The organism is Sulfurimonas sp., assembly GCF_028714975.1.
GTDB lineage: Bacteria > Campylobacterota > Campylobacteria > Campylobacterales > Sulfurimonadaceae > Sulfurimonas.
In genome coordinates, this window is record NZ_JAQTLH010000001.1 from 240346 (window position 1) to 265930 (window position 25585).

The 25585-nt window shown below is 37.0% G+C and carries 25 protein-coding genes and 1 pseudogene; 17 read left to right on the forward strand and 9 right to left on the reverse strand.

The genetic code is table 11. The features are described 5' to 3' along the window. Positions 1-3: 3 nt before the first annotated feature. From PHQ93_RS01285 to PHQ93_RS01295, 3 genes are all read right to left on the reverse strand, one after another. Positions 4-243, reverse strand: coding sequence for an XRE family transcriptional regulator (locus PHQ93_RS01285; RefSeq protein ID WP_299939849.1), 240 nt, complete (start codon positions 241-243; stop codon positions 4-6). A 297-nt stretch (positions 244-540) separates the two neighbouring features. Then, entirely contained in the window at positions 541-2214 is a 1674-nt protein-coding gene (locus tag PHQ93_RS01290; protein ID WP_299939852.1) for a flagellar assembly protein A, read from the reverse strand. Further along, positions 2195-2866: a hypothetical protein gene (locus PHQ93_RS01295; protein ID WP_299939855.1), complete on the reverse strand. Its 672-nt coding sequence runs from the start codon at positions 2864-2866 to the stop codon at positions 2195-2197. Before PHQ93_RS01295 ends, PHQ93_RS01290 begins: the two co-directional genes overlap by 20 nt. A 113-nt stretch (positions 2867-2979) precedes the next feature. Here PHQ93_RS01295 and fbaA point away from each other — a divergent pair, with 113 nt between their 5' ends. Then, positions 2980-4053 carry a class II fructose-bisphosphate aldolase gene (fbaA, locus tag PHQ93_RS01300; RefSeq protein WP_299940114.1) on the forward strand — a complete coding sequence of 358 codons (1074 nt, stop codon included), beginning with the start codon at positions 2980-2982 and terminating at the stop codon, positions 4051-4053. A 15-nt stretch (positions 4054-4068) separates the two neighbouring features. Further along, complete coding sequence (gene cmoA / locus PHQ93_RS01305) at positions 4069-4776, forward strand: carboxy-S-adenosyl-L-methionine synthase CmoA (protein ID WP_299939858.1); 708 nt, start codon at positions 4069-4071, stop codon at positions 4774-4776. Between the two features lie 196 nt (positions 4777-4972). Here the strand turns inward: cmoA and PHQ93_RS10710 are convergent. Further along, positions 4973-5110 (reverse strand): annotated as a pseudogene (locus PHQ93_RS10710) (hypothetical protein); the annotation flags it as partial. Between the two features lie 36 nt (positions 5111-5146). Next, positions 5147-5788, reverse strand: coding sequence for an endonuclease III (gene nth / locus PHQ93_RS01315; RefSeq protein ID WP_299939864.1), 642 nt, complete (start codon positions 5786-5788; stop codon positions 5147-5149). Between the two features lie 97 nt (positions 5789-5885). On the opposite strand from nth, the gene PHQ93_RS01320 reads away from it, so the two are divergent. The 10 genes from PHQ93_RS01320 (at position 5886) to ruvX (ending at position 15499) form a co-directional block, all read left to right on the forward strand. Further along, positions 5886-6731, forward strand: coding sequence for a peptidylprolyl isomerase (locus PHQ93_RS01320; RefSeq protein ID WP_299939867.1), 846 nt, complete (start codon positions 5886-5888; stop codon positions 6729-6731). Positions 6732-6797: 66 nt separating this feature from the next. Then, complete coding sequence (locus PHQ93_RS01325; protein WP_299939869.1) at positions 6798-7619, forward strand: 1-aminocyclopropane-1-carboxylate deaminase; 822 nt, start codon at positions 6798-6800, stop codon at positions 7617-7619. A 133-nt stretch (positions 7620-7752) separates the two neighbouring features. Next, positions 7753-10329 carry an AAA family ATPase gene (locus PHQ93_RS01330; RefSeq protein ID WP_299939871.1) on the forward strand — a complete coding sequence of 859 codons (2577 nt, stop codon included), beginning with the start codon at positions 7753-7755 and terminating at the stop codon, positions 10327-10329. Between the two features lie 83 nt (positions 10330-10412). Beyond that, positions 10413-10547 (forward strand): 50S ribosomal protein L34, encoded by a 135-nt coding sequence (rpmH, locus tag PHQ93_RS01335; RefSeq protein ID WP_299939874.1) that lies wholly within the window; start codon positions 10413-10415, stop codon positions 10545-10547. Positions 10548-10561: 14 nt separating this feature from the next. Next, positions 10562-10885, forward strand: coding sequence for a ribonuclease P protein component (gene rnpA, locus PHQ93_RS01340; protein ID WP_299940117.1), 324 nt, complete (start codon positions 10562-10564; stop codon positions 10883-10885). Continuing rightward, positions 10882-11217 carry a membrane protein insertion efficiency factor YidD gene (gene yidD, locus PHQ93_RS01345; protein ID WP_299939877.1) on the forward strand — a complete coding sequence of 112 codons (336 nt, stop codon included), beginning with the start codon at positions 10882-10884 and terminating at the stop codon, positions 11215-11217. The genes rnpA and yidD overlap by 4 nt, the downstream gene beginning before the upstream one ends. Further along, positions 11211-12821 carry a membrane protein insertase YidC gene (gene yidC, locus PHQ93_RS01350; RefSeq protein WP_299939880.1) on the forward strand — a complete coding sequence of 537 codons (1611 nt, stop codon included), beginning with the start codon at positions 11211-11213 and terminating at the stop codon, positions 12819-12821. Before yidD ends, yidC begins: the two co-directional genes overlap by 7 nt. After that, positions 12814-13737 (forward strand): Jag N-terminal domain-containing protein, encoded by a 924-nt coding sequence (locus PHQ93_RS01355; RefSeq protein ID WP_299939882.1) that lies wholly within the window; start codon positions 12814-12816, stop codon positions 13735-13737. The genes yidC and PHQ93_RS01355 overlap by 8 nt, the downstream gene beginning before the upstream one ends. Before the next feature lie 2 nt (positions 13738-13739). Next, complete coding sequence (mnmE, locus tag PHQ93_RS01360; protein WP_299940119.1) at positions 13740-15083, forward strand: tRNA uridine-5-carboxymethylaminomethyl(34) synthesis GTPase MnmE; 1344 nt, start codon at positions 13740-13742, stop codon at positions 15081-15083. 5 nt (positions 15084-15088) lie between these two features. After that, positions 15089-15499 (forward strand): Holliday junction resolvase RuvX, encoded by a 411-nt coding sequence (gene ruvX / locus PHQ93_RS01365; RefSeq protein ID WP_299939885.1) that lies wholly within the window; start codon positions 15089-15091, stop codon positions 15497-15499. Here ruvX and PHQ93_RS01370 read toward each other — a convergent pair. After that, positions 15476-15976: a MarR family transcriptional regulator gene (locus PHQ93_RS01370; protein WP_299939887.1), complete on the reverse strand. Its 501-nt coding sequence runs from the start codon at positions 15974-15976 to the stop codon at positions 15476-15478. The two genes, ruvX and PHQ93_RS01370, sit on opposite strands and share 24 nt — an antisense overlap. A 91-nt stretch (positions 15977-16067) precedes the next feature. Between PHQ93_RS01370 and PHQ93_RS01375 the strand changes: the two genes are divergently transcribed. The 3 genes from PHQ93_RS01375 to PHQ93_RS01385 are packed head-to-tail and all read left to right on the forward strand — an operon-like array spanning position 16068 to position 21498. After that, the gene (locus PHQ93_RS01375) at positions 16068-17300 is read left to right on the forward strand and encodes a TolC family protein (RefSeq protein ID WP_299939890.1); all 1233 of its coding nucleotides are present in this window, start codon (positions 16068-16070) and stop codon (positions 17298-17300) included. After that, complete coding sequence (locus tag PHQ93_RS01380; RefSeq protein WP_299939892.1) at positions 17301-18392, forward strand: efflux RND transporter periplasmic adaptor subunit; 1092 nt, start codon at positions 17301-17303, stop codon at positions 18390-18392. Between the two features lies 1 nt (position 18393). Continuing rightward, a complete protein-coding gene (locus PHQ93_RS01385) occupies positions 18394-21498 on the forward strand; it encodes an efflux RND transporter permease subunit (RefSeq protein ID WP_299939895.1) in 3105 nt (1034 codons plus the stop codon). A gap of 76 nt (positions 21499-21574) precedes the next feature. Here the strand turns inward: PHQ93_RS01385 and PHQ93_RS01390 are convergent, their stop codons facing one another. Further along, on the reverse strand, positions 21575-22198 hold the full coding sequence (locus tag PHQ93_RS01390) for a hypothetical protein (RefSeq protein WP_299939896.1): 624 nt from the start codon (positions 22196-22198) through the stop codon (positions 21575-21577). A gap of 107 nt (positions 22199-22305) precedes the next feature. Here PHQ93_RS01390 and ilvC point away from each other — a divergent pair, with 107 nt between their 5' ends. Next, positions 22306-23328: a ketol-acid reductoisomerase gene (gene ilvC / locus PHQ93_RS01395; protein ID WP_299939898.1), complete on the forward strand. Its 1023-nt coding sequence runs from the start codon at positions 22306-22308 to the stop codon at positions 23326-23328. A 243-nt stretch (positions 23329-23571) separates the two neighbouring features. Here ilvC and trpA read toward each other — a convergent pair whose 3' ends face one another. Both trpA and PHQ93_RS01405 read right to left on the reverse strand, forming a co-directional pair. Further along, entirely contained in the window at positions 23572-24312 is a 741-nt protein-coding gene (gene trpA, locus PHQ93_RS01400) for a tryptophan synthase subunit alpha (RefSeq protein WP_299939901.1), read from the reverse strand. Continuing rightward, a complete protein-coding gene (locus PHQ93_RS01405) occupies positions 24309-24713 on the reverse strand; it encodes an Hpt domain-containing protein (RefSeq protein ID WP_299939904.1) in 405 nt (134 codons plus the stop codon). Before PHQ93_RS01405 ends, trpA begins: the two co-directional genes overlap by 4 nt. A gap of 77 nt (positions 24714-24790) precedes the next feature. Here PHQ93_RS01405 and panB point away from each other — a divergent pair, with 77 nt between their 5' ends. Further along, the gene (panB, locus tag PHQ93_RS01410) at positions 24791-25582 is read left to right on the forward strand and encodes a 3-methyl-2-oxobutanoate hydroxymethyltransferase (protein ID WP_299939906.1); all 792 of its coding nucleotides are present in this window, start codon (positions 24791-24793) and stop codon (positions 25580-25582) included. Positions 25583-25585: the final 3 nt, after the last annotated feature.

A 25585-nucleotide genomic window follows, 5' to 3' on the forward strand; every position in this document is an offset into this window, starting at 1 on the left:
AACTTAATCCTTAAGTTTATTGATTTTTCTCACGGCTCTAATGATCTCTTCGTCTTCAAGTCTTCCTAACATTTGCATAACCGTTATAGCGGCTTGCGGCTTGGCACGACCGAGCTTCCAATCTTGGTACGTACGCATTGATATCCCTAATGAATCAGCCATATCTTTTAGAGATATTTTTTTCCCATTATTTTGAGATTCTATGGAGTTATGAAGAATGTTGAACAGATCATTAATTTGCATAAAGATATTGTACGGAATAAATACTTAAATATACATTTATATAATAATAATATACTTTAAAAATACATTAATATAGGCTTTATGGTTTATATATATGTAATAAACATATAATATATAAATAATATAATATATAATACACGGAATACCGTATTATATTTATAAAAAAAAGTAAGTTTTTAATTAAAATAGTAAAAGAGTTTTTAATAAAGGGCTGTAATTATAGATTTTTAGATTGCAACACCTCTTTTAGAGGCTCGTAATGACGATTATTGCAGAAGTCTTAAGAAGAAAGAGCGCCTAAGACTCTATGGAGATTTTTTTGTTTGTGGGATGGAGCGTGATGCTGTTTTCAGACATAACTAGGTAAAACGGTTCATATGCTTTTGCATCTGTTTTGTAAGTAAGCTCTTCACCGTTTGTAAGTGTAAATGTAATAGTATTTAAACCTCTAAGCGGCTCATTGATAGTAATTTTAGCATGTTCGACACCGTTTATAATTTTACTCTGCTCCCCTCTTAATTCACCGATTTGTTTTTTTATAACAGGAACTTCCGACGGGGTATGCTTTGAGACACTTTCAAGTCTGTATTTTAAATCCTCTATCTCTTGCGATATAAAATCATATTTGCTGATTAGTGTAGGAATCTCTTTATAACTGATTTTAAACAGATTGTCTTCACCGCCTACATGTTTGATGTTGATTGAGTTGGATGCATAAATTTTAAGATTATTTTTTATGCGCCCGACAGTTACATTTTCTGCATAGATTACACCGCCGAGAGAATTTTCTACTTCAACATTTGTAGCGTGAACCTCCCCGCCTTCTAAAAGCTTTATTTTAGCATCGTGACATCTTAGTTTGCCTTTGTGTCTGTTTATAGTTGCAAATTTTGCTTCTTGAGTAGAATCTTTGTGTGTTGCACCGTCTATCGTAAGATTTACCGCTCTTAGAGATGATTTTGCACCGATATGCCCGTGTATATGAATAGTTTCCGATGTTAGCTGAACACCCTCACCTAAACTATCCAAGGTCGTATCGCTTTGAGAAATAACAACTTCAATATTATTATCCTCCTCTTTTGCCACGGAGCTTTGAACGCGGGAGAGTCGCTGCATTTTTATCTTATTGTCGATATAAAAATTTTCCTTATCAAAATGAACATACCCTTTTACTCTGCTTTTATAACTTTTTCTTTCGTCGTTTTCAAAGATTTCAATACTTTTTTTATCAATGTTGCACTTTAAATCTTCGTTATTCTTTAAGCCCGTGTTGTCGACTATATCGCCAAAAGCATTAAAGCCGTTATTTCCAAAGACGGGTTTGATATAATCAACCAATACTTCGCCGGCGTCAACTTCTATGATTTGATGCGTAGTCTCTTTTTCCAAAAATCTCATAATGAGTTTGCTGCTTTTTCTTAACTCAACTTTAATCCCGTTAAAAAGAGGAATTTTGATTTTATTAACAAATTTGCCGTTATAGAGATATTTTACAAATGCTTTTAACTTCTCTTTCATCTGTTCGTCAAAAATATTTATTAAAATATTGTTTATAGCTTTTATATTGTTAAACTCTTTTAGTAAAAGCATATATATCTCTTTTGGCTGATACTTTTTGTAAGGAATTTGCGATTCAGGATGCAAAATAATTGCAGGCGTAGTTTTGTCATCCGAAAAATCTATACTGTATACCAGTTTTATTATACTTTTCGGTTCTTTTTTTACGGTAATTATAAACATCTGTTTTATTTGCACATGTTCGTCGATCATTTTGTCGTGATTGCCATAATAGTTGTTTACATCTTCGTTGTAGAGTATAAAACTGTCGTTAGTAATCGTCTTGATGTAAGTATCGACATTGTTTATGGTAAAAGAGAACTCTAGCGGTGAAGAATCATTCTCCGCCGCAAACTTATCTATGGTAGCGCTGATATTTTTTGTTTTAAATTTTTTAGTAAGCAAGCAAGTCACTATAATCGTATTTTGAGAAATCTAAATACAACTTTCCATCTTTATGTATTACTCGTATATCGTTATCGTAGGCATCTAAAAATCGTTTTTTTATAATTTTTCTTTGAGAAGATTTTATATTTAATGTTCTTAAATACTCTTTTAGTTCTATAAGAGCCGGTTTTTCTAAAAGTTCTGCCTCATCTTCTTGATGATGAAAGCTCTCTATCTCGTGAATGGTCGTCTTTTGTTGTTCAAGCTTCATCTTTTTGTCTATAAGCTCTAAAATATTTTTTAGTTGCATATCTTTTGAGCTATAAATCCGCTCTATTTTGTCTATCTCGTCGCGAAGCATCTGCTCTTTATCGTCTATAAGTTTATCTATCTTGGTTTCTAACTGGGCTATCTTGTTTTTTAAGAAATTATTCTCTTTTTGGTAGAGTGCCAAAACGGTTGCTACCGTTGTCTTTGGTCTGGCAACTTGGCTGTTTTCATTGGTTAGAATCTTTTTTTCTTCAGAAATATTCTCTTTCTTTAGTGGATTTTGCGCTACTATAATATATATTTGGTTCTCTTCAATAATATAATCTAATTTTTTTGCTCTAATCTTCGAATTAACCATCTCTTTAGACATCTTAAAATGTTTACAATATTCATCAATAGTTAGTTTCATTGCAATTCCCGATTATTTTTTCGGTATTTTAACATAATAAAGTTTTTATGAAAGTTATTTTAAATGAAGCCTATAATATAATTTTAGATAAATTTTATAAAAAGAGTCTGATAATGGGTATTTTAGATATTGTAAAGCCGGGTGTATTGTTTGGTGATGATGTACAAAAAGTTTATAAATATGCAAAAGATAACGGTTTTGCCATTCCTGCTATAAATGTTGTCGGAACCGATTCTATAAACGGTGTTTTAGAAGCTGCTGCAAAAGTAAAATCTCCCGTGATTATTCAGTTTAGTAACGGCGGGGCGGCATATTATGCAGGAAAAGGTTTAAGCAATGAAAATGAAAAAGCCGCAATAGTCGGTGCGGTAAGTGGAGCTATACATGTGCATATGATGGCTGAGAGTTACGGTATTCCCGTGATTTTGCATACCGACCATGCAGCAAAAAAACTTCTTCCTTGGATAGACGCACTTCTTGACGCAGGCGAGAGTTACTATAAAACTCAGGGCAAACCGCTTTTTTCTTCTCATATGTTAGATTTATCCGAAGAACCGTTAGAGGAGAATGTCGCTATTTGTAAAAAATATTTAGAGAGAATGAGCAAAATCGGTATGAGCATAGAGATAGAGCTTGGCGTAACCGGCGGAGAAGAGGACGGTGTAGATAACTCTAGCGTAGATAACTCTCTTCTTTACACTCAACCTGAAGATGTTGCATACGCTTACAAAGAGCTAAGTGAAGTTTCTCCAAACTTTACAATTGCCGCATCTTTTGGAAATGTTCACGGTGTTTACAAACCGGGAAATGTTGTACTTACTCCAAAAATATTGGATAACTCTCAAAAATATATTCAAGAAAAATTCAGCACTGCCGACAAACCAGTAAATTTTGTATTTCACGGCGGTTCTGGCTCATCACATGAAGAGATTCGTGAAGCAATCGGCTACGGTGTTATTAAGATGAATATCGACACGGATACTCAGTGGGCGACATGGGTCGGCGTTAAAGATTACTACGAGAAAAATAGAGCCTATCTTCAAGGTCAAATCGGAAATCCTGAGGGTGAAGATAAACCGAATAAAAACTATTATGACCCTAGAAAATGGCTTAGAGACGGTCAAAAAACACTTGTAAAAAGAGTGGAAGAGGCGTTTGACGACCTAAATGCAATAGGCAGAAATTAGGCAAAAAGATAATTAATGAACGATAAAGTATTTGCAAAGCCTATCAAAAAACAGTTTGAGTTTGATGAAGAGGTCGCAGCTGTTTTTGATGATATGTTGCAAAGAAGTGTGCCGTTTTATAAAGAGTCACAAAAAATTACACAGTTTTTTGCTATAAAACAGCTGGAAAATGGCGGAATTATGTATGATTTAGGTTGTTCAACCGCCACTTTGCTTATTGATATAAGTAGAAAACTAAAAAACAGAGCAGTTTTAATAGGTCTTGATAATTCCGAAGCAATGCTAGAACAAGCAAGAAGAAAATGTGAAGCATTCGGTGCAAAAATAGAGCTGAAAAATGCAGATATTTTAGAGTACGACTATGAAGAAGCCGATGTTTTTGTAAGCAACTATACGCTTCAGTTTATCCGCCCTCTCATCCGCGAAGAACTTGTTAAAAAAATAGCAGCTTCTCTTAAAAAAGATGGACTTTTTATCTTTAGTGAAAAAGTGATAAGCCATCACTCAAAATTAAATAAAGATTTGATTGAGTGCTATTATGGTTTTAAAAAAGAGCAGGGCTATTCAGAGTATGAGATAGCTCAAAAAAGAGAAGCATTAGAGAATGTATTGGTGCCCTACAGCGAAGAAGAAAATATAAAAATGGCTAAAAACTGCGGCTTTTCTCACTGTGAAGTAGTATTTCGCTGGGCAAATTTCGCAACTTTCATAGCTATAAAATAAAATTACTTCATATTTCGTCGTTAATTTATTTCAATGTAATAGAGTACATTTTCAATAAATTGCCTAGAACTATTTTGTAATTTTACCAAACATTGCCTTGAGGTTTTTCAACCTTTTCTTCCTCTCCGACGACAAAATTAACGATTTTGTCCTTTTTTTCACCAATCTCTTTATAGGTGATTATGTTGTCATCTTTGCAATCTTTGTGATAATAACCCTGTACATCATAATATTCATTGCAATCATTTGCATAATATTTAGCCGAGATGCCGGTTTTGTTCATACATCCCAAAAATAGAAACAGTGTAGAAATTATTAGTAAGTATTTAATCATAATCAACCTCAAGCAAAAACCAATCCAACTTTTAAACTATACCTTAAAACTCTCTTTTGTTTTGCAATATTTGATTAAAAAACACTCATCGCATTTTGGGTTTTTTGCTTTGCAGATGTAGCGGCCAAAGAGTACCATTCCCTGATGCAGTGCATTAAGATTATTTTTGAACTTTTTAACAAGCGTCGCTTCCGTGCCTATTGCAGTTTTATCATCGCTTAGCCCTAGTCTGTGAGCAACGCGAAATACATGAGTGTCAACTGCCATCAAATTTGCACCCGTATACTCTATCATAACCACATTTGCGGTTTTTTGCCCGACACCGCTTAGCGTCATCAACTCCTTTTCATTTAAGGGAATTTTACCGCCGTATACTTCTACCACTTTCTTTGCCATTTCTACTATATTTTTTGCTTTATTATTGAAAAATGAACAACTGTTAATTAGCTGTTTTACATCATCAATATCTGCGAGTGCCAGAGATTTTGGATCAGGATATTTTTCAAACAGGGCAGGCGTAATAATATTTACTCTTTTATCCGTACATTGTGCCGAGAGAATAACCGCAATAACCAATTCATAAACATTTTTATACTTAAGCTCCGTTACGGCATCACTATATTTATCGATAAAAAGTTGATGAATCTCTTTAATCTCTTGTTTTGTAGCTTTTTTCATAGTGAAATTATATACAAAAGAGGAGTTGTTTAATAACCATTAGTATAAAATTATTAGAATTACCAATAATTAAAAGGTAGTTCTTTAAAGGAAGAAAATGAAAACAGTAACAAAAATAGTAGCGTCTTTGGCAATCCTCTCAACAATATCTGCATCTGCCGCACAAACACAAACACTTGTAACGGTAAACGGTACGGCGATTACTCAGCAAGATGTCGATAAAGAGCTTATGGCAGCAACTCAAGGCAGATTTAACCAAGTTCCTGCAGAGAAGCAGAGTGAGTTTAGAAAACAAGTTTTAGAGCAGTTAGTTGCAATGGAGTTAATTTTCGGTGATGCAAAAAGCAGAGGTGTTTTAGAGTCAAAAGATTTTAAAGAAAAATATCAAGAGATTACAAAACGAATAGAAAAAGAGATAGCTACTCAAGTATGGCAAAAACAGGAGCTAGACAAGATTAAAATCACTGAAAAAGAGCTAAAAGATTATTATGATGCAAACAAAGACGAGTTTGCAGAGAATGAGAGCGTTAATGCGCGTCACATACTTGTAAAAGAGGAATCAGAAGCAAAAAGTGTTATAGCAGAGCTTAAATCGTTAAAAGGCGATGCGCTTAAAAATAAATTTATAGAGATTGCAAAAGCAAAATCAACATGTTCAAGTGCTGCAAACGGCGGTGATTTAGGTTATTTTACAGAGGGCCAAATGGTACCTGAGTTTAATAATAAAGCCTTTTCTATGAAAGCTAAAGAGATGACTATGGAACCTGTAAAAACACAATTCGGATACCATGTAATCTATATAGAAGATAAAAAAGCAAAAACAACGAAAAGCTTTTCTGAAGTAAAATCGTTTATCGAGCAAAGATTGAAAATGGAAAAATTTAAAACTTTTATGCAGGCTAAAATTCAAGAATTACATAAAAAAGCTGTAATCAAACAGTAGATGTACCACCGAGAATATTCTCTAAAAGTCCCGTCTGAAATTAGTAATATAGTTTTAGACGGGAGAGTGTTTTATGTTAAAAGAGATGATCTCATAGATCCTCATTTAGCAGGAAACAAATATCGCAAACTTTACACACTTCTGCAAACCCAACCAAATCAACTTAGTCGAATTATCTCTTACGGCGGAACTCAGTCAAATGCAATGCTCGCAATCGCTGCTATGTGCAAAAGAAAAAATTGGGAGTTTATATACTACACAAAGCCTTTAAGCGATACCATTAAAAATGAAAATTGCGGAAATTTTTACCATGCAAAAAAGCTTGGGATGCAGCATTTTGAGATAGAACATCAATACTATAAAGATTTTATATCATCATTAAGATTTAATTTGGATGAAAAAACATTTATAGTAGATCAAGGCGGAGCCGTAAAGGAGGCCGAAGAGGGGCTTAGGGTATTGGCCGATGAGATAAGAGAAGCTGATTTTAATGTAAAATCTTTAGCCACACCATCAGGAACCGGAACAACGGCACTTTTCTTAGCTTTGATGCTTCCTGAATATAAAATTTATACGACACCTTGTGTGGGAGACGAGGCATACTTAAGAGAGCAGATATCCTCACTTCATAAAATACCGGATAATTTAATAATTTTAAAACCTCAAAAGAAGTATCATTTTGCTAAGCCGTATAAAGAGTTTTTAAAAGTGTGGCAAAAACTTTTCCAAAGCGGAATCGAATTTGATCTGATTTATGCACCGAGTTTATGGATATCTTTATTGCAGCAAACCGATGAAGAGATAATCTATATACACAGCGGCGGTGTTAGCGGAAATGAGAGTATGCTTAGGCGGTATGAGAAAAAAGGTTTTTTATCTAGTGTATAGTGTGTAGACTAAAAAGACTTGACATCATATCACTCAACTTGATATAATTTCCATGTATATAACTTTAGTCGCCTCAGCGGCGTAAGCGAAGACAAAGAAATTACTTTTTAGAATAAAATTAAGGAACATATCAATGGATAATATTTTTGAAAAACTAACGAACAATATGAGTGAAACGATAGAGTCGTCCGTATCACTCGCACTTTACAATAAAAATCAAGAGGTTGAGCCGATACATTTTTTATGGGCGCAGCTGACAAACTCAAACTCTGTTTTAAATCAGATGTTTAATAAGATGGGAGTAAGTAAAGCTGCCGTTGAGTTAGATGTAAAGAGCATAAGCGAAAAGCTGCCAAAATCGTCATCCGTAACAAAAGAGAACATTAAGCTCTCAAGAAATTTTGTTCAAACACTGCAAAACGGTGTAGGTCTTATGACAAAAAACGGAGACTCTTTTTTAGCAGTCGATACTTATATGTTGGCGAATATAAAGAGTGAGCCGTTTTTTAGCCTGCTAAAAAAATACATAGATGTCTCAGAGCTTATAAAAAATTTGGAGAGTTCCCGCGGCGGAGCAAAAATAAGTTCTCAAAGTTCAGATGAGACGTTAGAATCGCTCTCAAAATACGGAATAGACTTGACCATCGAAGCAAAAGAGGGGAAACTCTCTCCTGTTATCGGGCGTGATGAAGAGATAACGCGAATGATGCAGATTTTAATCCGTAAAACTAAAAACAATCCGATGCTGCTCGGTGAGCCGGGAGTCGGTAAAACTGCTTTGGTTGAAGGACTTGCACAGAGAATAAGCGACGGGGCTGTTCCGACATCTCTGCAAAATAAAAAAGTCATCGCTCTTGATATGAGCGCGCTAATTGCCGGTGCAAAATATAGAGGAGAGTTTGAAGATAGACTCAAATCTGTTATAGACGAGGTTAAAAAGAGCGGAAATATCATACTCTTCATAGATGAGATACACACGATTGTAGGAGCAGGGGCAAGCGAAGGTAGCATGGATGCTGCAAATATACTAAAACCGGCTCTTGCGCGCGGTGAGCTTCATACCATCGGGGCAACGACACTTAAAGAGTATAGAAAATATTTTGAAAAAGATATGGCGCTTCAAAGACGCTTCTTGCCAATTAGCGTAAATGAGCCAAGCGTAAATCAATCTTTACAGATACTAAGAGGTATAAAAGAGAGATTGGAGACCCATCATAATGTTACTATCACTGACAGTGCTTTGGTTGCGGCGGCAAAACTCTCGGATAGATACATAGCGGATAGATTTTTACCAGACAAAGCAATCGACCTTATAGACGAAGCTGCAGCTGAACTTAAGATGCAGATAGAGTCTGAGCCTAATGCTCTAAGCAGTGCCAAGATAAAAAGATCCGAACTTCGTGTTGAGCAAGAAGCGCTTAAGATGGAAGAGTCGCCGGCAAATACAAAACGGCTTGAAGAGATAAAAAAAGAGCTGGCTGATGTTGAAGAGAGAGTTAGAGGTTTAGAAGCACAATTTGCGAACGAAAAAGAGGTGTTTGGAAAAATATCAAGCATAAAAAACGAGATTGAAGCAAAAAGAAGAGAAGCAAATGTAGCTAAAAGCACATCCGAATTTAATCGTGCGGCAGAGATTGAGTACGGTGAGATACCGTCGCTGTTGGCAAAAGAGAAAGAGATTGCGCAAAATTGGGAGAATCTTCAAAAAGAGGGAACTCTTCTCAAAAACAGTGTAGATGAAGAGTCAATCGCTTCGATTATTTCAAGATGGACGGGCATCCCGATTAAAAAGATGCTTCAAGCTGATAAAGATAAGATTTTAAATGTTGAAGACGAGTTAAACAAAGAGGTTGTCGGGCAAAGCAAGGCAACTCATGCAGTTGCCCGTGCAATAAAGAGAAACAAAGCAGGTCTTTCAAGCGGCAATTCTCCAATCGGAAGTTTTCTATTTTTAGGACCGACAGGCGTAGGTAAAACACAGACTGCCAAGACTTTGGCTAAGTTTTTGTTTGACTCCCCCGATGCTATGGTGCGAATCGATATGAGCGAATATATGGAGAAGCATTCTGTTTCAAGACTTGTCGGTGCGGCACCGGGATATGTCGGATATGAAGAGGGCGGACAGCTAACCGAGGCAGTAAGAAGAAAACCGTATAGCGTTATACTTTTTGATGAGGTTGAAAAAGCTCATCCTGATGTATTTAACATCTTGCTTCAAGTTTTAGACGACGGAAGATTAACCGATAACAAAGGCGTAACTGTTGATTTTACAAATACGATTATTATCCTGACTTCAAATATAGCAAGTGACAAGATTATAAACAATCCCGATTCGCAAATGCTTCAAGAGCTGGTTATGGGCGAGCTAAGAAAGTCATTTAAGCCGGAATTTTTAAACCGCTTGGATGATATAGTTATATTTAATGCACTCGGTCGAGAACAGATAGTCGGAATCGTAGATATTTTCTTTAATGATATCGCTAAAAAGGTTGCGGGTAAGGAGATAACTTTAACGCTGAGCCAGAGTGCAAAAGCTTATATAGCAGAGGCTGGATTTGACCCTGTTTATGGGGCTAGACCGCTGAAACGCGCTCTATATGAAATAGTTGAAGACAGACTTGCGGAGTTAATACTTGAAGGTAGAGTTGAAGAGGGATCTCATGTGGAGTTTGATTTTCAAAACGGTAAGATAGAGGTGAAAATATCTTAAATAGGGCAGAGTGTATAATCTTAACCGCACTTTAAGTAACTTTTTTGTAACATTCGCAACTTAATTTCAAAGAAGGATGTGTCATGAAAAGAACATACCAGCCTCATAGCAAACCGAGAAAGAAAACTCACGGTTTTAGAGCAAGAATGGCAACGAAAAACGGTCGTAGAGTACTTAACCGTCGTCGTGCTAAAGGTCGTAAAAAATTGTCAGTTTAGGAAATTTCTATACGCTGAAGCTTCATCGTGAGTTTCAGTACATATATAGAAAAGGAAAAGATACTCATTCAAGCAGTGTAGTGCTTTTTTTTCTTCCTGCTAATGGAATTCATAAAGTAGGGTTTACGGCTACTAAAAAGATTGGTAATGCCGTAAAGAGAAACAGAGCCAAAAGAAGACTTAGAGCGCTGTTTCTTGAATTCTCTCATTTACTCAAAGACGGCACATATATATTTGTAGCCAAACAAACAATCAGTGAAACAACCCACCAAAAACTTAAAAATGATTTTGAAAAAGTTTTAAATCGCTCTAATGCAATCAATAAAGAACTGAAATGATTAGAGAGTTTTTATTAAAACTATTATGGCTTTATCAAAAATTTTTTACACTCATCGGATATGGGAGTTGTAGATATTACCCGTCTTGCAGTCAATATGCAAGAATTCATTTCGAAAATAATTCCATTTCAAGTGCTTTTTACCACACTTTTACTAGAATACTGCGTTGTAATCAATTATTTGACGGCGGAATAGAGCATCCTTTGCTTGATAAACTGTCATTAAAGCCCGCAAAATTGGGGGTTGATTCTATAAAATATTGGTTGGTTCCAAATAAAAAAAACCGTTTTTATATTATAAAAAATTTTTCTTTTAAGGGCAAATCGTGTTAGAAAAAATGACACCAAATCAAAGATTAATGATAGCAATAGTGTTATCAGTTCTATTTTTCGTAGCCTATACGGCAATTTTTCCACCTGAGCAGCCGCAGAGCGCAAAAGTAGAGCAGACAAAAACTCAAAATTCACAAACTTCGAGTCAACCTCAAGTTTCAAAAGCAGAAAATATAGTTAAGCACGAAATTTCTACCGATGAAAAAAACCCCGCAAATAGTTCAACTACGCTAGTGACCGTAAAAAATAGTAAGTTTATACTTAAATTAGATACATTAGGTCGTATCTCTTCAAAAGAGCTGCTTCAAGAGAAGTATAACGATAAAAATAATAAGCATGCAGAACTTATTCCTCCTAACGGAATGAAGCCTCTTTTTGTAAGGTTTTTGGATTCAACTTTGAATGAAGAAGCGATAAAAGTTGCATACACGGCGGATTTGTCAGAATTGTCAGTTGAAGACGGCTCTCAAAAAGTTACATTGACTCAAAAGCTATCAAGTTTAACGGTTACCAAAGAGATTATATTTTATGCGGATGGACATTATGATGCAAAAGTATCATTGTCTGATGATAAAAGATATGTCGTCTATTTAGGTGAAAGACCTCGAATAACGGAGCAGATGATGACCGTATCGGGTGCTATGATCTATACAGACGATAAAATAGTGACTATAATCGAAGATAAAAAAGCAGATGCAAGAAAATCTTTTAACGCAGTAGAGCTAATTTCTGCTTTTGATCAATACTCTGCATCAATTATGTACGGGTTTTCAAAAGATACAAATATAGTAGTTGAAAAAGATAAAGAAAACAACCCTGTTATCTATTTTGAAGCACTTCAAAATATGCCTTTTAGCGGCTATATAGGTCAAAAAGAGTACAAAACATTAAATAGCATAAATCCTGTTTTAACTAACGCTATCGAGTATGGCTGGTTTACTTTTGCATCTAAGCCGTTGTTTCAACTGCTCTCATGGCTACACGGTATGTTTGGCAACTGGGGTTGGTCTATTATAGCACTTACTCTTATAATTAGAGTTATTCTTTACCCTTTAACATACAAGGGTATGATCTCTATGCAGAAGATGAAAGATATTGCACCACAGGTTAAAGCAGTTCAGGCAAAATACAAAGGCGATCCTCAGAGAGTGAATTCTGCCGTAATGGATTTATATAAAAAACACGGTGCAAATCCTCTTGGCGGATGTCTTCCTATGTTACTTCAAATACCGGTATTTTTCGCAATCTATCGTGTACTTTTAAATGCGGTTGAACTTCAAGGTGCCTCTTGGATGTTATGGGTAGAAGATTTATCGAGAATGGATAGCACATTTATCCTGCCGATACTTATGGGTGCTTCGATGTACTATCAACAAAGACTTACGCCAAGCAACTTTACAGATCCGTTGCAAGAGAAAGTATTTAAATATTTACCTGTAATATTTACATTCTTCTTTATAACTTTCCCTTCAGGTTTGGTTCTTTACTGGTTTGTTAATAATCTTTTCTCTATCGGGCAACAGTTTATCGTAAATCAGCAGTTTAAAAATGCAAAAGATTTGGAGATAGCTGCTCATAAACATGCGGAGAAAAAAGATGATTAGGATAGAATCAACCACTTTAGAGCAGGCATACAAAGATGCCGCATCTGCGCTAGAGTGTTCTGCCGCTGACTTAATAATAGAGGTCGTTCAAGCTCCGAGCAACGGTTTTATGGGACTTTTTAAAAAAAACGCGATAATTGTTGCCGCAAAGAAAAACCAAGAAGTTAAAAAAGCAGACACTCCGTTTGTACAAAAGGTCAAAGAAGAGGTTAAACAAGAGACTTCATATGTAGAAAAAGAAGAAATTAAGCAAGAGCCTAGAGAAGAGATAAGAAAAGAGTTTAGACAAGATAGCAGAGCAAAAAAAGATGTCGAAAAGCCTCAGCACAGTTTTGTCAACGATACGATGATGCCGCAATCATTTGTGAGTATGCAAGATGATGATTATGATATGGATGACATCAACTATACAGCCGATTATGAAGATGAGGAAGAGGGTATAGAGTCAAATGTCAGTGCATATGACATAGCTAAGAAGGTTGAAAAAGAGATTAACGAGCTCTTTAATCAAATATGTTTTAAAATTGACAAAATAGAAGTAAGCGCTTATGATGATGTTACGCTTCTTGTTGAGTTTAAAGGCGAAGATGCGGCGTTGCTTATAGGAAAAGAGGGTTATAGGTATAAAGCTCTTTCATATATGATTTTTAACTGGATCAATACCAAGTATCAATTGCAGCTGCGTTTGGAGATAGCAGAGTTTCTAAAAAATCAAGAAGAGTCTATCATGAGGTATTTGACTACGGTTTGTGAAAACATAGATAGAGACGGACGCGCTCAAACTAAAATACTTGACGGTGTTTTAATTCAAATAGCATTAAAAGAGCTTCGTGATAAATATCCGAATAAGTATGTAGCCGTTCGCTCTACGCGCGACGGGCTTAAATTTATCATTATAAATGATTACCACAACTAAGCATAATGAATAACGATACGATAAGTGCCGTTGCAACCGCCAACGGCATAGGCTCTATCGCCATAATCCGCATTAGCGGCGATAGAGCTTTAGAAATTGCAAAAAAAATTACCCGCAAACAAGATTTTTCTCCGAGATATGCAACTTTAACAAATATATATAATTTCAACAACGAGCTTATAGATGAAGCTATCGTTATCTATTTTAAAGCGCCGTTCTCTTTTACCGCCGAAGATGTAGTCGAAATTCAGTGTCACGGCGGTTTTATAGTTGCACAAACTATTTTAAAGGCAACTATCTCTTACGGTGCAAGATTGGCAACTGCAGGCGAATTTTCTAAAAGAGCTTTTTTTAACGGTCGAATCGATTTGAGTGAAGCCGAAGCCATTGCACAGCTGATAGAAGTAAAAAGCGAAGAGGGTGCAAAAATTTTAGCAAAGCAGATGAAGGGTTCACTAAAAGAGTATATAGAAAAAATTCGTGATGAAATTATCCATATACTTGCATATTCCGAAGTCAGCATAGATTATGCCGAAGAGGATTTGCCCGAGGATCTGGTTTTGCAAATTGAGGCAAAGCTGGAGGAGTTGAAAAAATCTCTTGAAAAAACACTCAAAGCAAGCAGGGCAAGAGAGGGGCTTATGCAGGGATTTCGCGTGGCAATTGTGGGAAAACCCAATGTCGGGAAAAGTTCACTCTTAAACTCTCTGCTAAACTATAATCGTGCGATTGTCAGCGATATCGCAGGAACGACGCGAGATACGATAGAAGAGCAGGTAAAAATCGGCACGCATCTTATCCGTATAGTCGATACTGCAGGAATACGCGAGGCAAGCGATGAGATAGAGCGCATCGGGATTGAGCGCTCACTTGAAGCGATAAAAGAGAGCGATATCGTTATAGCGCTTTTTGACGGCTCAAGAGCTGCCGATAGCGAGGATGAACAGATGTTATCTCTTATAAAATCAGATGCTAGCGATAAACATGTTTTGTATGTAAAAAACAAGATAGATTTGGAGCCGAAGTTTTCAGATATAGATATAAAATTTGATATGGAGCTTAACTCAAAAGAGAGTGTCGATGAGCTTGTAAAGGCTTTGGAAAATATTATGAATATAACAAACAGCTCCGATGAGATGATGCTGATATCTCAAAGACAGATATCGGCGGTTGAAAATACGCTAAAAAATATAGAAGAGGCACTTTTTCCGCTTCAAGACCAAGAGTTGGAAATATTCTCGTTTTGCTTAAACGAAGCGGTAAAAGAGATGGCTTCAATAACTAGACCTTTTGAAAACGACGAGATGCTTGACAAGATGTTCGGCAGTTTTTGTTTGGGGAAATAGAGATAGTGAAGTATATTGCTATTGATTTGGGGCTTAAACGGATAGGTTTGGCATACAGCGCGCATAAAGATTTGGTAAATCCGCTAAGGGCCGTTGAGCGAAAAAACAGAGACCAAGCCGCAAGAGATGTAAAAAAAGTTCTTGACGAGTGGGAAGTTGATGCCGTTGTCGTCGGTATACCGATGGGTGGGGGCAGTGAAGATGAGATGAGACGCCGTGTAGCTCACTTTATGAATTTGGTCGGTTTTAAGGGTGAGATTTTTTATCAAGACGAGAGTAACTCATCCGTTGAAGCAGAGAGTATGATGCGAGGCGAGATAAAATATATCCGTGACGGACGCATCGACTCAATCTCCGCTATGATTATTTTACAGAGATTTTTAAAGAGGCTATTAGTCAACGCGGTTAATATTTAAAAGAATCTTTTTTAAAAGCGTGCTAAAGAGTTCTCTCTCTTCCTCGCTAAAGGCTTCAAAATACTTACTGCACTCTTTTGAAATTTCATGAAGGGATTTTATAATAAGCTCTTCTCCGCTTTGAGTCAAACAGACAAGCATACATCTCTTATCGCTTACATCCTCTTTTCTGCATATCAGATCTCTCTCTTGAAGTCTTTTTAACACTTTTGTCATGCCGCCGGATGAGAATATCGTCATATCATAGAGCTGAGTCGGGGAGAGCACTTTGCCGTTAGTGAAGAGAGATGCTAAAACATCCACTTCAGAATTTAATAGGTCAAATTTCTCTTTTAAAAAATTTTCTGAATGAGAGAAGATAGTTTTATGAATAAGCGCTATGGGAAAAGTCATCAAAAAAACCTCAGAAAGCTCTTTTGAATCTACTTTGTCGTAGAAGTTAGTGATAAGGCTAGTGTGTACTCTATTTTTTTTCATAAAGGAATTATAGCAGAAAATATATCTTTCTGGCAAGATATATTTAAGAGTTATTGTGATAATATTTTATAAAATTGATAAAGGAGAGCAGTTGAGACTTTTTTTGCCGATGCTTTGTATACCGATGTTTCTCTACTCGTACACTTTGGATGAGTTGGTAGAGTTGTCACATAAAAATAGAGTCGTAGAGTCAGCTTCACATCTTTTAAACTCAAAAGAGAGAGCTTACGAGAGTACAAAAAACTCTTATCTGCCAAATATTGAAGTAGGCACGACCTATCAAAACGCTTATAAAGAGAGTCCGTCACTTGCGCAAAATACATTTAAAATTCAAGCAAGTTTAAAGTACACTCTTTATGACGGAGGAAAAGAGCAGAGCCTTTATTCACAGCTAAAATCAAATATTGATTCAAGCAAGATGGGTGTAGAGGCGACTAAAAAGAGCCTATCGCTTGATGTGGCTAAGCTTTACTTCAGCTATCTTGCATTTGACGCGGATAAGATAGCAAAACTTCAGGAGATTGAACAGCTAAAAGCGGAGTTAAACAGGCTTCAGCTTTTCTATGAAGCAGGAACTATAACGCATGACGAACTTGACAAGATTGACTCAAGAGTTAAAAATGCGATGGTGAAACTACATGAGATAGAGCTTGAGAGTCAAAAGATTCTTCATGCGCTTGAGTATTATACTTTGCAAAAGATAGACTCTTTAGAGGAGGGTTCGCATGTAAAGTTTGTTTATGAGCAGGACTCTTCTACAAGAGCAGATATCAAAGCGCTTGAACATAGCACAACATCAATGCTCTATGAAGCACAGAGCAAAAAAAGCCAAAATTTACCGCAAATCACTTTTAATGACACGCTGAGTTACAGCGACTACTATTTTAATAATAAAAATTTTGAGAGTAATTTTTTGATAGATAAGCAAAATATAGCAATGCTTAATCTTTCATGGAATATTTTTGATTTTGACACGACCGCAAAGAACTACGAGTCAAAATTCGAAGAGTATTTGAGCAAGAAATCTACGCTTGAACATGAGAAGCATAAGGCGGATGTAGAGTATAGGCTTGCAAAAAAATCACTTGAAATAGCAAAGCTCAAAATTGCCGCAGCCAAGGCTACTCTTGATGCCGCAAATGCAACCTATGAGCTTGTCAAAGTGAAATACCAAAATAAAACTATCGATAATGTTGCCTATCTTCAATCATTAAGTGAAAAGTTTGATGCACAAAGAGATTATGAAAGAGCGCTTTTGGATGTAGAGATGAAAAAAGCCGAGTTGATTTACTATAGCGGAAAAGATATAAAGGAGTTTTTATAGATGAAAAGTTTAACATTATCCATAGTAGCGGTTGCACTGCTCTTTATCGGCTGCAGCGAAGATAAAAAAAGTGCGCCTGCCGCACAAGCGGCTCAAATGCCTCCTTTGCCGGTTAAAGCGCAAAAGATAAAGTTCGATAAAGCAAATTTTACAAAGAGTTACTCTGCCGTGCTTAAGCCTTTTAGAGAAGTAGATGTAGTGGCTCGCGTCAAAGGTGTTTTAGTAAAAGAGAATTTCAAAGAGGGCACATTTGTAAAAGAGGGTGCTACTCTTTACGAGATACAAAAAGATGAATACGGCGCAGCTCTTGAAGAGTCAAAGGCATCTTGGCTTAAAGCCGAAGCAAATTTTAACAAAGCTTCAAGAGATTGGGAGAGAACTGAATTTTTATTTAAAAACAGTGCGATAAGCGTGCAGCAAAGAGATGATATATTGTACGCTTACGATAGTGCAAAAGCTGAAGTGCAAAAAGCAAAAGCGGCTCTTAAAAATGCAGAGCTAAATTACGGTTATACGACCATAAAAGCACCTATCGACGGTGTTGTCGGACTTAGCAGCAGAGATGTCGGGGCTTATATAGAGACGCAAAACTCAAAGCTTACGACTATCACAGCGCTCAATACTCTTTACGCAGAGTTTTCCATACCCAGCAGCGATGCTTCAAAATATGCATCCCAGATAAAAACGGGCGCAAAAGTGACGCTAAAGAGCGGAACAAAATCATACGAAGGCACGGTTGATTTTATAGCGCCCAAACTAGATTTACAAACAGATACGCTTCTTCTAAGAGCAGTATTTGAAAATCCAAAGAGAGAGCTTATTTTAGGTTCATATGCTGAGGTTAGTTTAGAGGGATTTAGTTATGATAGTGTTGCAAAAATTCCTCAGGGTGCACTTATAAAAACTCCCGATGCTACAGTCGTTTATATTATAGAAAACGGCACCGCATCAATGAGAGCGATTAACGTTTTACATGTACAAAACGGCGTGGCAATGGTTGAGGGTGGAGTGCAAGAGAATGAAGAGATTGCAATAAGTAATATTGCAAAGTTAAAGCCAAACGCTAAAGTAACAGTTATGGACGGTAAATAAGATGCTTTCTGCTTTTTTTATAAAAAGACCAATTTTTGCATCTGTTATCGCCATTATTATCGTTTTAGCAGGTGTTATCTCTATGCGTTCTCTTCCTGTCGGAGAGTATCCCAGAGTTATTCCGCCTCAGATAGTAGTCACGACATCTTATCAGGGAGCGAGTGCCGAGACTATCTCAAAAACGGTTGCGGCACCTCTTGAAGAGCAGATAAACGGGGCTAAAGATATGCTCTATATGAACTCTCTCTCTTCAGATAACGGTTCACTTAGTATAAGTATATTTTTTAAAGTCGGAACAAATCCCGATGATGCAAAAATTGATGTAAACAATCGTGTTCAAGCAGCACTCTCAAAACTGCCTGAACAGGTAAAGCGACAGAGTGTCAGAGTCGCTGAAAAATCGCCCGATATGCTTCAAGTAATCATTCTGCATTCGCCAAAACAGAGCAGGGATGTGACATTTTTATCCAACTATGCGCTTATGAATGTCGTGGATGATTTAAAAAGGGTTAAAGGTGTCGGGGATGTAACTATCTTTGGAGCAAAAGATTACTCTATGCGTATCTGGATAGATCCGCTTAAACTCCAAAAATACTCTTTAACCGTTAATGATTTGATTGTGGCGGTAAGAGAGCAGAATGAGCAATACGCTGCCGGAAAACTATCTTCTGAACCGGTTGCAAAAGGCGAGATGTTTACATACACGCTTGAGACGCCGCAAAGGTACAGTGAGCCGTCACAATTTGCAAACATTATCATAAGAGCAAACGAGGATGGAAGCTCGCTAAAGTTAAAAGATGTAGCAACGATAGAACTCGGTTCGCAAAGCTATGATATGAAAAACAAGCTCAACAACTCTCCGGCAGTTCCCGTAGCTATATTTTTACAAAGCGGTGCAAATGCTATCGAGACGGCAAAAGAGGTTAGAAAAGTTATAGACGGTATCAGTAAAAATTTTGTCGACGATGTGCAGTATGTTATCCCTTACGATATTACCGACTTTGTTCAGGTCTCTATAAACGAGGTTGTAAAAACTTTTATAGAAGCTATCATTTTGGTCGTATTTATTATATTTTTGTTTTTGCAGAGTTGGAGAGCTACGCTTATTCCCATATTGGCAGTTCCAGTCTCCATTATCGGGGCATTTGCGGGAATGTATGTTTTGGGCTTTAGTATAAATCTGCTTACTCTTTTCGGACTTGTTTTAGCTATCGGTATAGTCGTAGATGATGCGATTATCGTTATAGAAAATGTCGAGAGGCACATCAAAGAGGGACTCACTCCGCTTGAAGCTTCACTTCAGGCCATGAGAGAGGTTTCAAGCGCGCTTATTGCAATCGTTTTGGTGCTCTCAGCCGTATTTATTCCTGTTGCGTTTTTGGGAGGACTAAGCGGTGAGATGTATAGACAGTTTGCAGTAACGATAGTTATCTCTTTGGCTATTTCAGGATTTGTAGCACTTACTTTAACACCCTCTTTATGTGCGTTAATGCTCAAACCGACTCATAAAGAACCGAAATATTTTTTTAAATGGTTTAACAGTTTTTTTGATTGGGCTACAAATGGTTACTCAAATACTCTAAAACTTACTATTCGATACTCATTTTTGAGTATGCTTCTATTTGGCGGACTTATATATGTTACCTACGATATGTTCAATACTCTAAAAACCGGACTTGTCCCTATAGAGGATAAAGGAACCGTATTTGTATTTAGCTACAACCCTCCGGGAGCCTCACTTAGCAGAACGGATGCGCTTACTTCGGAGATATATAACATAGCTTCAAAAGATAAAGAGAGCATAAAAAATATAGTTCAGTTTGCAGGTATGGATTTTGTAACATCTTCGCTTAGAACAAATTCGGCGGCTACTATTTTAAAACTTCAACCGTGGGATGATAGAACAAAGCCTGAGCAACATGCAAGCCAAATAGCCGCACAGATGGGTAAAAAACTCTCCGCAACTAGTGACGGTTTCTCTTTTGGCGTCGTTCCTCCGCCGATTATGGGTATGGGAGTCGCAGGCGGTTTTGAACTCTATGTACAAAATAAAACAGGCTCTGATATAAAAGAGCTTCAAAAATATGTAAATGAGATTATTCAAAAAGCAAACGCAAGACCTGAACTTATGGGAGTAAGAACAACGCTTAATGCAAATGTGCCTAAGTATCAGGTAAGCGTAGACACTGCAAAAGTAAAGGCAAAAGGAGTGAGTGTAGATCAGGTTTATCAAACGCTTAGTGCAACTTTTGGAAATTTTTATGTAAATGATTTTAATCTTTTTGGCAGAACCTATATGGTAAATATGCAGGCAGACGAGTCATTTAGAAAAACACCAGAAGATTTGAATAAGATTTATGTAAGAAGCAACAAAGGCGAGATGCTGCCTCTTAGCTCATTTGTAACGCTTAAACAAACACTAAGTGCCGATTTGGTGGAGCGGTTTAATCTTTTTAGCGCGGCAAAAGTAGCAGGTCAGGCAAACATAGGATATAGTTCGGGAGATGCGCTAAAAGCGATAGAAGAAGTTGCAAATGAGGTTCTGCCTCAAGGGTACAGCATCAGCTGGATCGGTACGGCATATCAAGAAAAACAGATCTCAAGCGCAGGAAATATGGCATTTATATTCGGGATAATATTTTTGTACCTTATCTTAGCAGCGCAGTATGAGAGATGGCTTATGCCTGTATCCGTAATCTTGGCTGTACCGTTTGGTATCTTTGGAGCCGTTGCGGCAAATCATCTAAGAGGCTTGGAAAACGATATCTATTTTCAGATAGGTATACTCGTTTTAGCAGGACTAAGTGCAAAAAATGCAATCTTAATCGTAGAGTTTGCTATGCAAAAAAGAGAGCAGGGTATGGTATTGGTTGACGCTGTTTTAGAAGCTGCAAAGATTCGTCTCCGCCCGATTATTATGACTTCGTTGGCATTTACGCTCGGAGTTATTCCGCTTGCAATCAGCAGCGGTGCGGGAGCTGCAAGCAGACACTCAATCGGTACGGGGGTTGTAGGAGGAATGTTGGCTGCTACATTTTTAGCTATCGTTTTTATCCCTCTTTTTTATGTTCTTGTTTCAAAGTTGAGAAGAGGGAAAGAGGCGTAGCATTTTGAGTCAGCCGTTCCTCGCAGTGACAGTTGTGTCGTCATTGCGAGGAGCTTGCGACGAAGCAATCTAGTGCTTAAATAGCTATCCCAAAAAACTTTGCAGCTTCTATCTCGTCATCGCTTAAATTATCTTGTGCATAATCTTCATCTTCATTTATAAGTCTTTGAACCTCTTTTTGACAATACTCAAACAAAACATCTTTTGCTTTTTCTAAATCGTCTACAAAACCAAGACCGCTGAATTGGTAGGGATTTTCTTGCTCTATGCAGATAAGAGTACCGTCACACTGCTCCTCCAAGACATCGACCAAGTCTCTATATTTTATACCGAATTCCGATGCGTGCCAGCCGATATCTTCCATCTCTTTTGTCGAGAGCTCATCTACGCCGTCGGACGTCGTGTCGTTATAGGTTGCTCTAGGGGCATTAAAGCCTATAATCTCCTGCCAAGCAGCAAAAGCTTTCATCAAAACTCTCTCATTATCCACGACTACCTGATAGTTTTTGCCAAAAGCGCTCTCTAGCGGCATATCTTTATTTGCAACGCCTTTGTAGATTAAAATATCATGTATAGTGAAGGGTTCGTAGCAGATTTTGCCGTCAACTCGTATGCCAAAAGTTTTAAAGGAGCCGATAGCCTCTTGCAAATCCTCTCTTTTAACTACTATAATTTCTTTAAAAAGATTAAATTTATTCAAAAACAGTCCTCAATTTTTGCTGACATTATAAAAGTTTTTGCTTTATTTTAGTATAATGCCGAAAATTTTTTAGGTATCCAAGCCTAATAAAACTCAAGGAAAAAGCAATGGCATTAAGTGTTTACTACGATAAAGATTGTGATATCAATATAATTAAAAGCAAAAAAGTTGCTATGATAGGCTTTGGCTCTCAAGGTCACGCACATGCAGAAAACCTAAGAGACAGCGGCGTTGAGGTTGTTGTAGGTTTAAGAAAAGATGGATCTAGCTGGGCAAAAGCTGAAGCTAAAGGATTCAAAGTTATGACGGTTGCAGATGCAAGTGCTTATGCTGATGTCGTTATGATTTTATTGCCGGATGAAAACCAAGCTGAGATTTACAAAAATGAGATTGAACCAAACCTAAAAAATGGTGCAACTATCGCATTTGGACACGGTTTTAACATTCACTATGGAAGAATTCACCCAAGAGCTGACATCAATGTTACTATGATTGCTCCAAAAGCTCCTGGACATACTGTTCGTTCTGAGTTCGTTCGTGGCGGCGGTATTCCTGACTTAATCGCTGTTGGACAAAATCCAAGCGGAAAAACTAGAGAGTTAGCACTTTCTTATGCATCGGCTATCGGTGGCGGAAGAACTGCAATTATTGAAACAAGTTTTAAAGATGAGACTGAAACTGACCTTTTTGGAGAGCAAGCTGTTCTTTGCGGCGGAGCTGTTTCACTTGTTCAAGCTGGTTTTGAGACATTAACTGAAGCCGGATACGCTCCTGAACTTGCGTACTTTGAGTGTCTGCATGAGCTAAAACTTATCGTTGACTTGATGTTCCAAGGCGGAATAGCGGATATGAGATACTCAATCAGCAACACTGCCGAGTACGGTGACTATGTTTCAGGTAAACGCGTTATCAATGCAGAGTCTAAAGCTGCGATGAAAGAGATACTAAAAGAGATTCAAGACGGAAGATTTGCAAAAGATTTCATACTTGAAGGTCAAGCAGGATACCCAAGAATGAACGCTGAGCGTGCAAATGCTAAAGCTTCTTTGATTGAGCAAACAGGTGTTAAATTAAGATCTATGATGCCGTGGATATCTGCAAATAAAATAGTAGACACATCTAAAAACTAATCTTTTTGCTTATTGCACTTCATCTTTAAATGATGAGTGCAGTCAGCTACTTCAGTAGCCTCCTTTACTCAAACATTTGAATCTTATGCACACTAAACAAAAATCTTTAGTTTTTATATTTCGTTTATTTTTTAATGTACTTTCTTATTATGCGCCTTGAAACTACATCACTTTTTTAGTTTTTAAAATGACGGTCATTGCGAGCCTCTGCAAGAGGCGCGGCAATCTAACCTTGATTTAAAATTAGCTATTTATCTCACTCTTTAATATTTGAGCAAGTTCCTTGCAGTTGTTTATCTTTTGCGTGTAGTTTAGATCATCGTTTAACAGTATCTCCACAAAAGCACTTCCCACGATTACTCCATCGGCACCTCTTACTTTATCTTTTGCCGTTTTTTTGTTTACGCCGAATCCGACATAAATCGGGGTTTGCGTATATTTTTTTACAGATGCAATTATCGGTTGAAGATCCTCTGAAACACCGGAACCAGTTATTCCCGTGTAGGCTACCATATATATAAACTTTTTAGAATTTTCAACTATCGTTTTGATTCTCTCTTGGCTGTCCGTCGGAGCGACAAAGCTGATATTTGACATCTTGTTTGCGTCAAAAAGTTCTTCGTATGCCAAAGCCTCTTCATGCGGTAAATCAGGTATTATAAAACCGTTTACTCCTAACTTTTTTGCGTGGGGAATCAGTTTATACATATCATGCTGATAGAAGCTATTAAAGTATCCCATCCACAAAGTGTCGATTTTAGGAGCAACAACTTTTGAAATCTCTAAAAGATGCGCAAACTTAAATCCAAGTTCAAGCGCTTTATGATTTGCCTTTTCTATCAAAGGACCATCAGCCACGGGATCAGAAAAAGGAACACCGAGTTCTAGCGTATCTACACCGCTCTCTCCAAGTGCGAGGGCTAAATCAATACTAAAAGATTTTTCCGGATAACCGGATGTTATATATGCGACTAATTTTTTCAATTGTTTTCCAAATCAGGTAATTTAAGTAGAGAATATTTTATATGAGTGAGCTCTTTGTCAAGTTTTAAGTCATTTTTCCACACTCCAAACATATCGCTTATGCTTAAGAGCCAGTTTGTAGTCTCTTCATTGATGCTACTGTGATTGGCTCTTATCTGTTCAAGTACATCTTCTACAAAAGCGGAAAGTTTATTCATTTGCGCGATTTTTAGGTATCCTGAAGCCGATTTTATATTATGAAAAACACGAAAAAGCTCATTTATGCTTCGAGTATACATATCCTCTTTTGATAGGTCTAAAATCATAATCTCCATTGCGTCAACCATCATTGAGTAGTGATCTAAAAATTCATCGACTATTTCAAAATCAAAGTTAGAATATAAATCACTTTTTACACCCATAAAATATTTCTCCATATAGTCAAAATTATAGCAATTTTTAGTTAAAATACTTTTTATTAAAAGAAAGAGTTTTAAAAATGACTAAAAAAATGACAATAACTTCTATCAAAAAAAGCAAGGGTGTTTCGCCTTTGGTTATGATAACGGCTTATGATGCTCTTTTTGCAAGACTCTTCGAGACAGATGCCGATATGATTTTAATCGGAGATAGCTTAAATATGAGTTTTGCCGGTAAAAGTGACACGTTAAGTGCGACTCTGGAGCAGATGATATATCATACAAATGCAGTTGCAATGGGAGCAAAAAACAGTTTTTTGATTTGTGATATGCCGTTTGGAACTTATGTAAATAAAAAAGAGGCGCTTAAAAACGCTATAAAAGTATTTCAAGAAACTCCCGCAGATGCTATAAAGATAGAAGGCGGGGAAGATAGAGCCGACATTATAGAGTATCTATGCTCAAACCAAATTGCGGTTTGCGGGCATATCGGGTTACTGCCTCAAGCGGTTCGTTCAGAGGGTGGATATAAAATAAAGGGTAAAACCGATGAGGAGAGATTGCAGCTCATAAGAGATGCAAAGGCGGTTGAGAAAGCAGGTGCATTTTGTATGGTGATAGAGGGCGTAAAAGCTGATGTGGCTTGTGAAGTCGCAAAAAGCGTAGAGATACCGGTAATCGGTATCGGTTCGGGTAAAGATGTAGACGGTCAGGTTCTTGTCTTTTCGGATATGTTGGGACTCTTTGAAGAGTTTACGCCTAAGTTTGTAAAGAAATATATGGACGGTGCTACTTTGGTTAAGAGTGCAGTCAAAAATTATGCAGATGAAGTCAAATCGAGAGAATTTCCTCAAGATATACACACTTACTAAGAG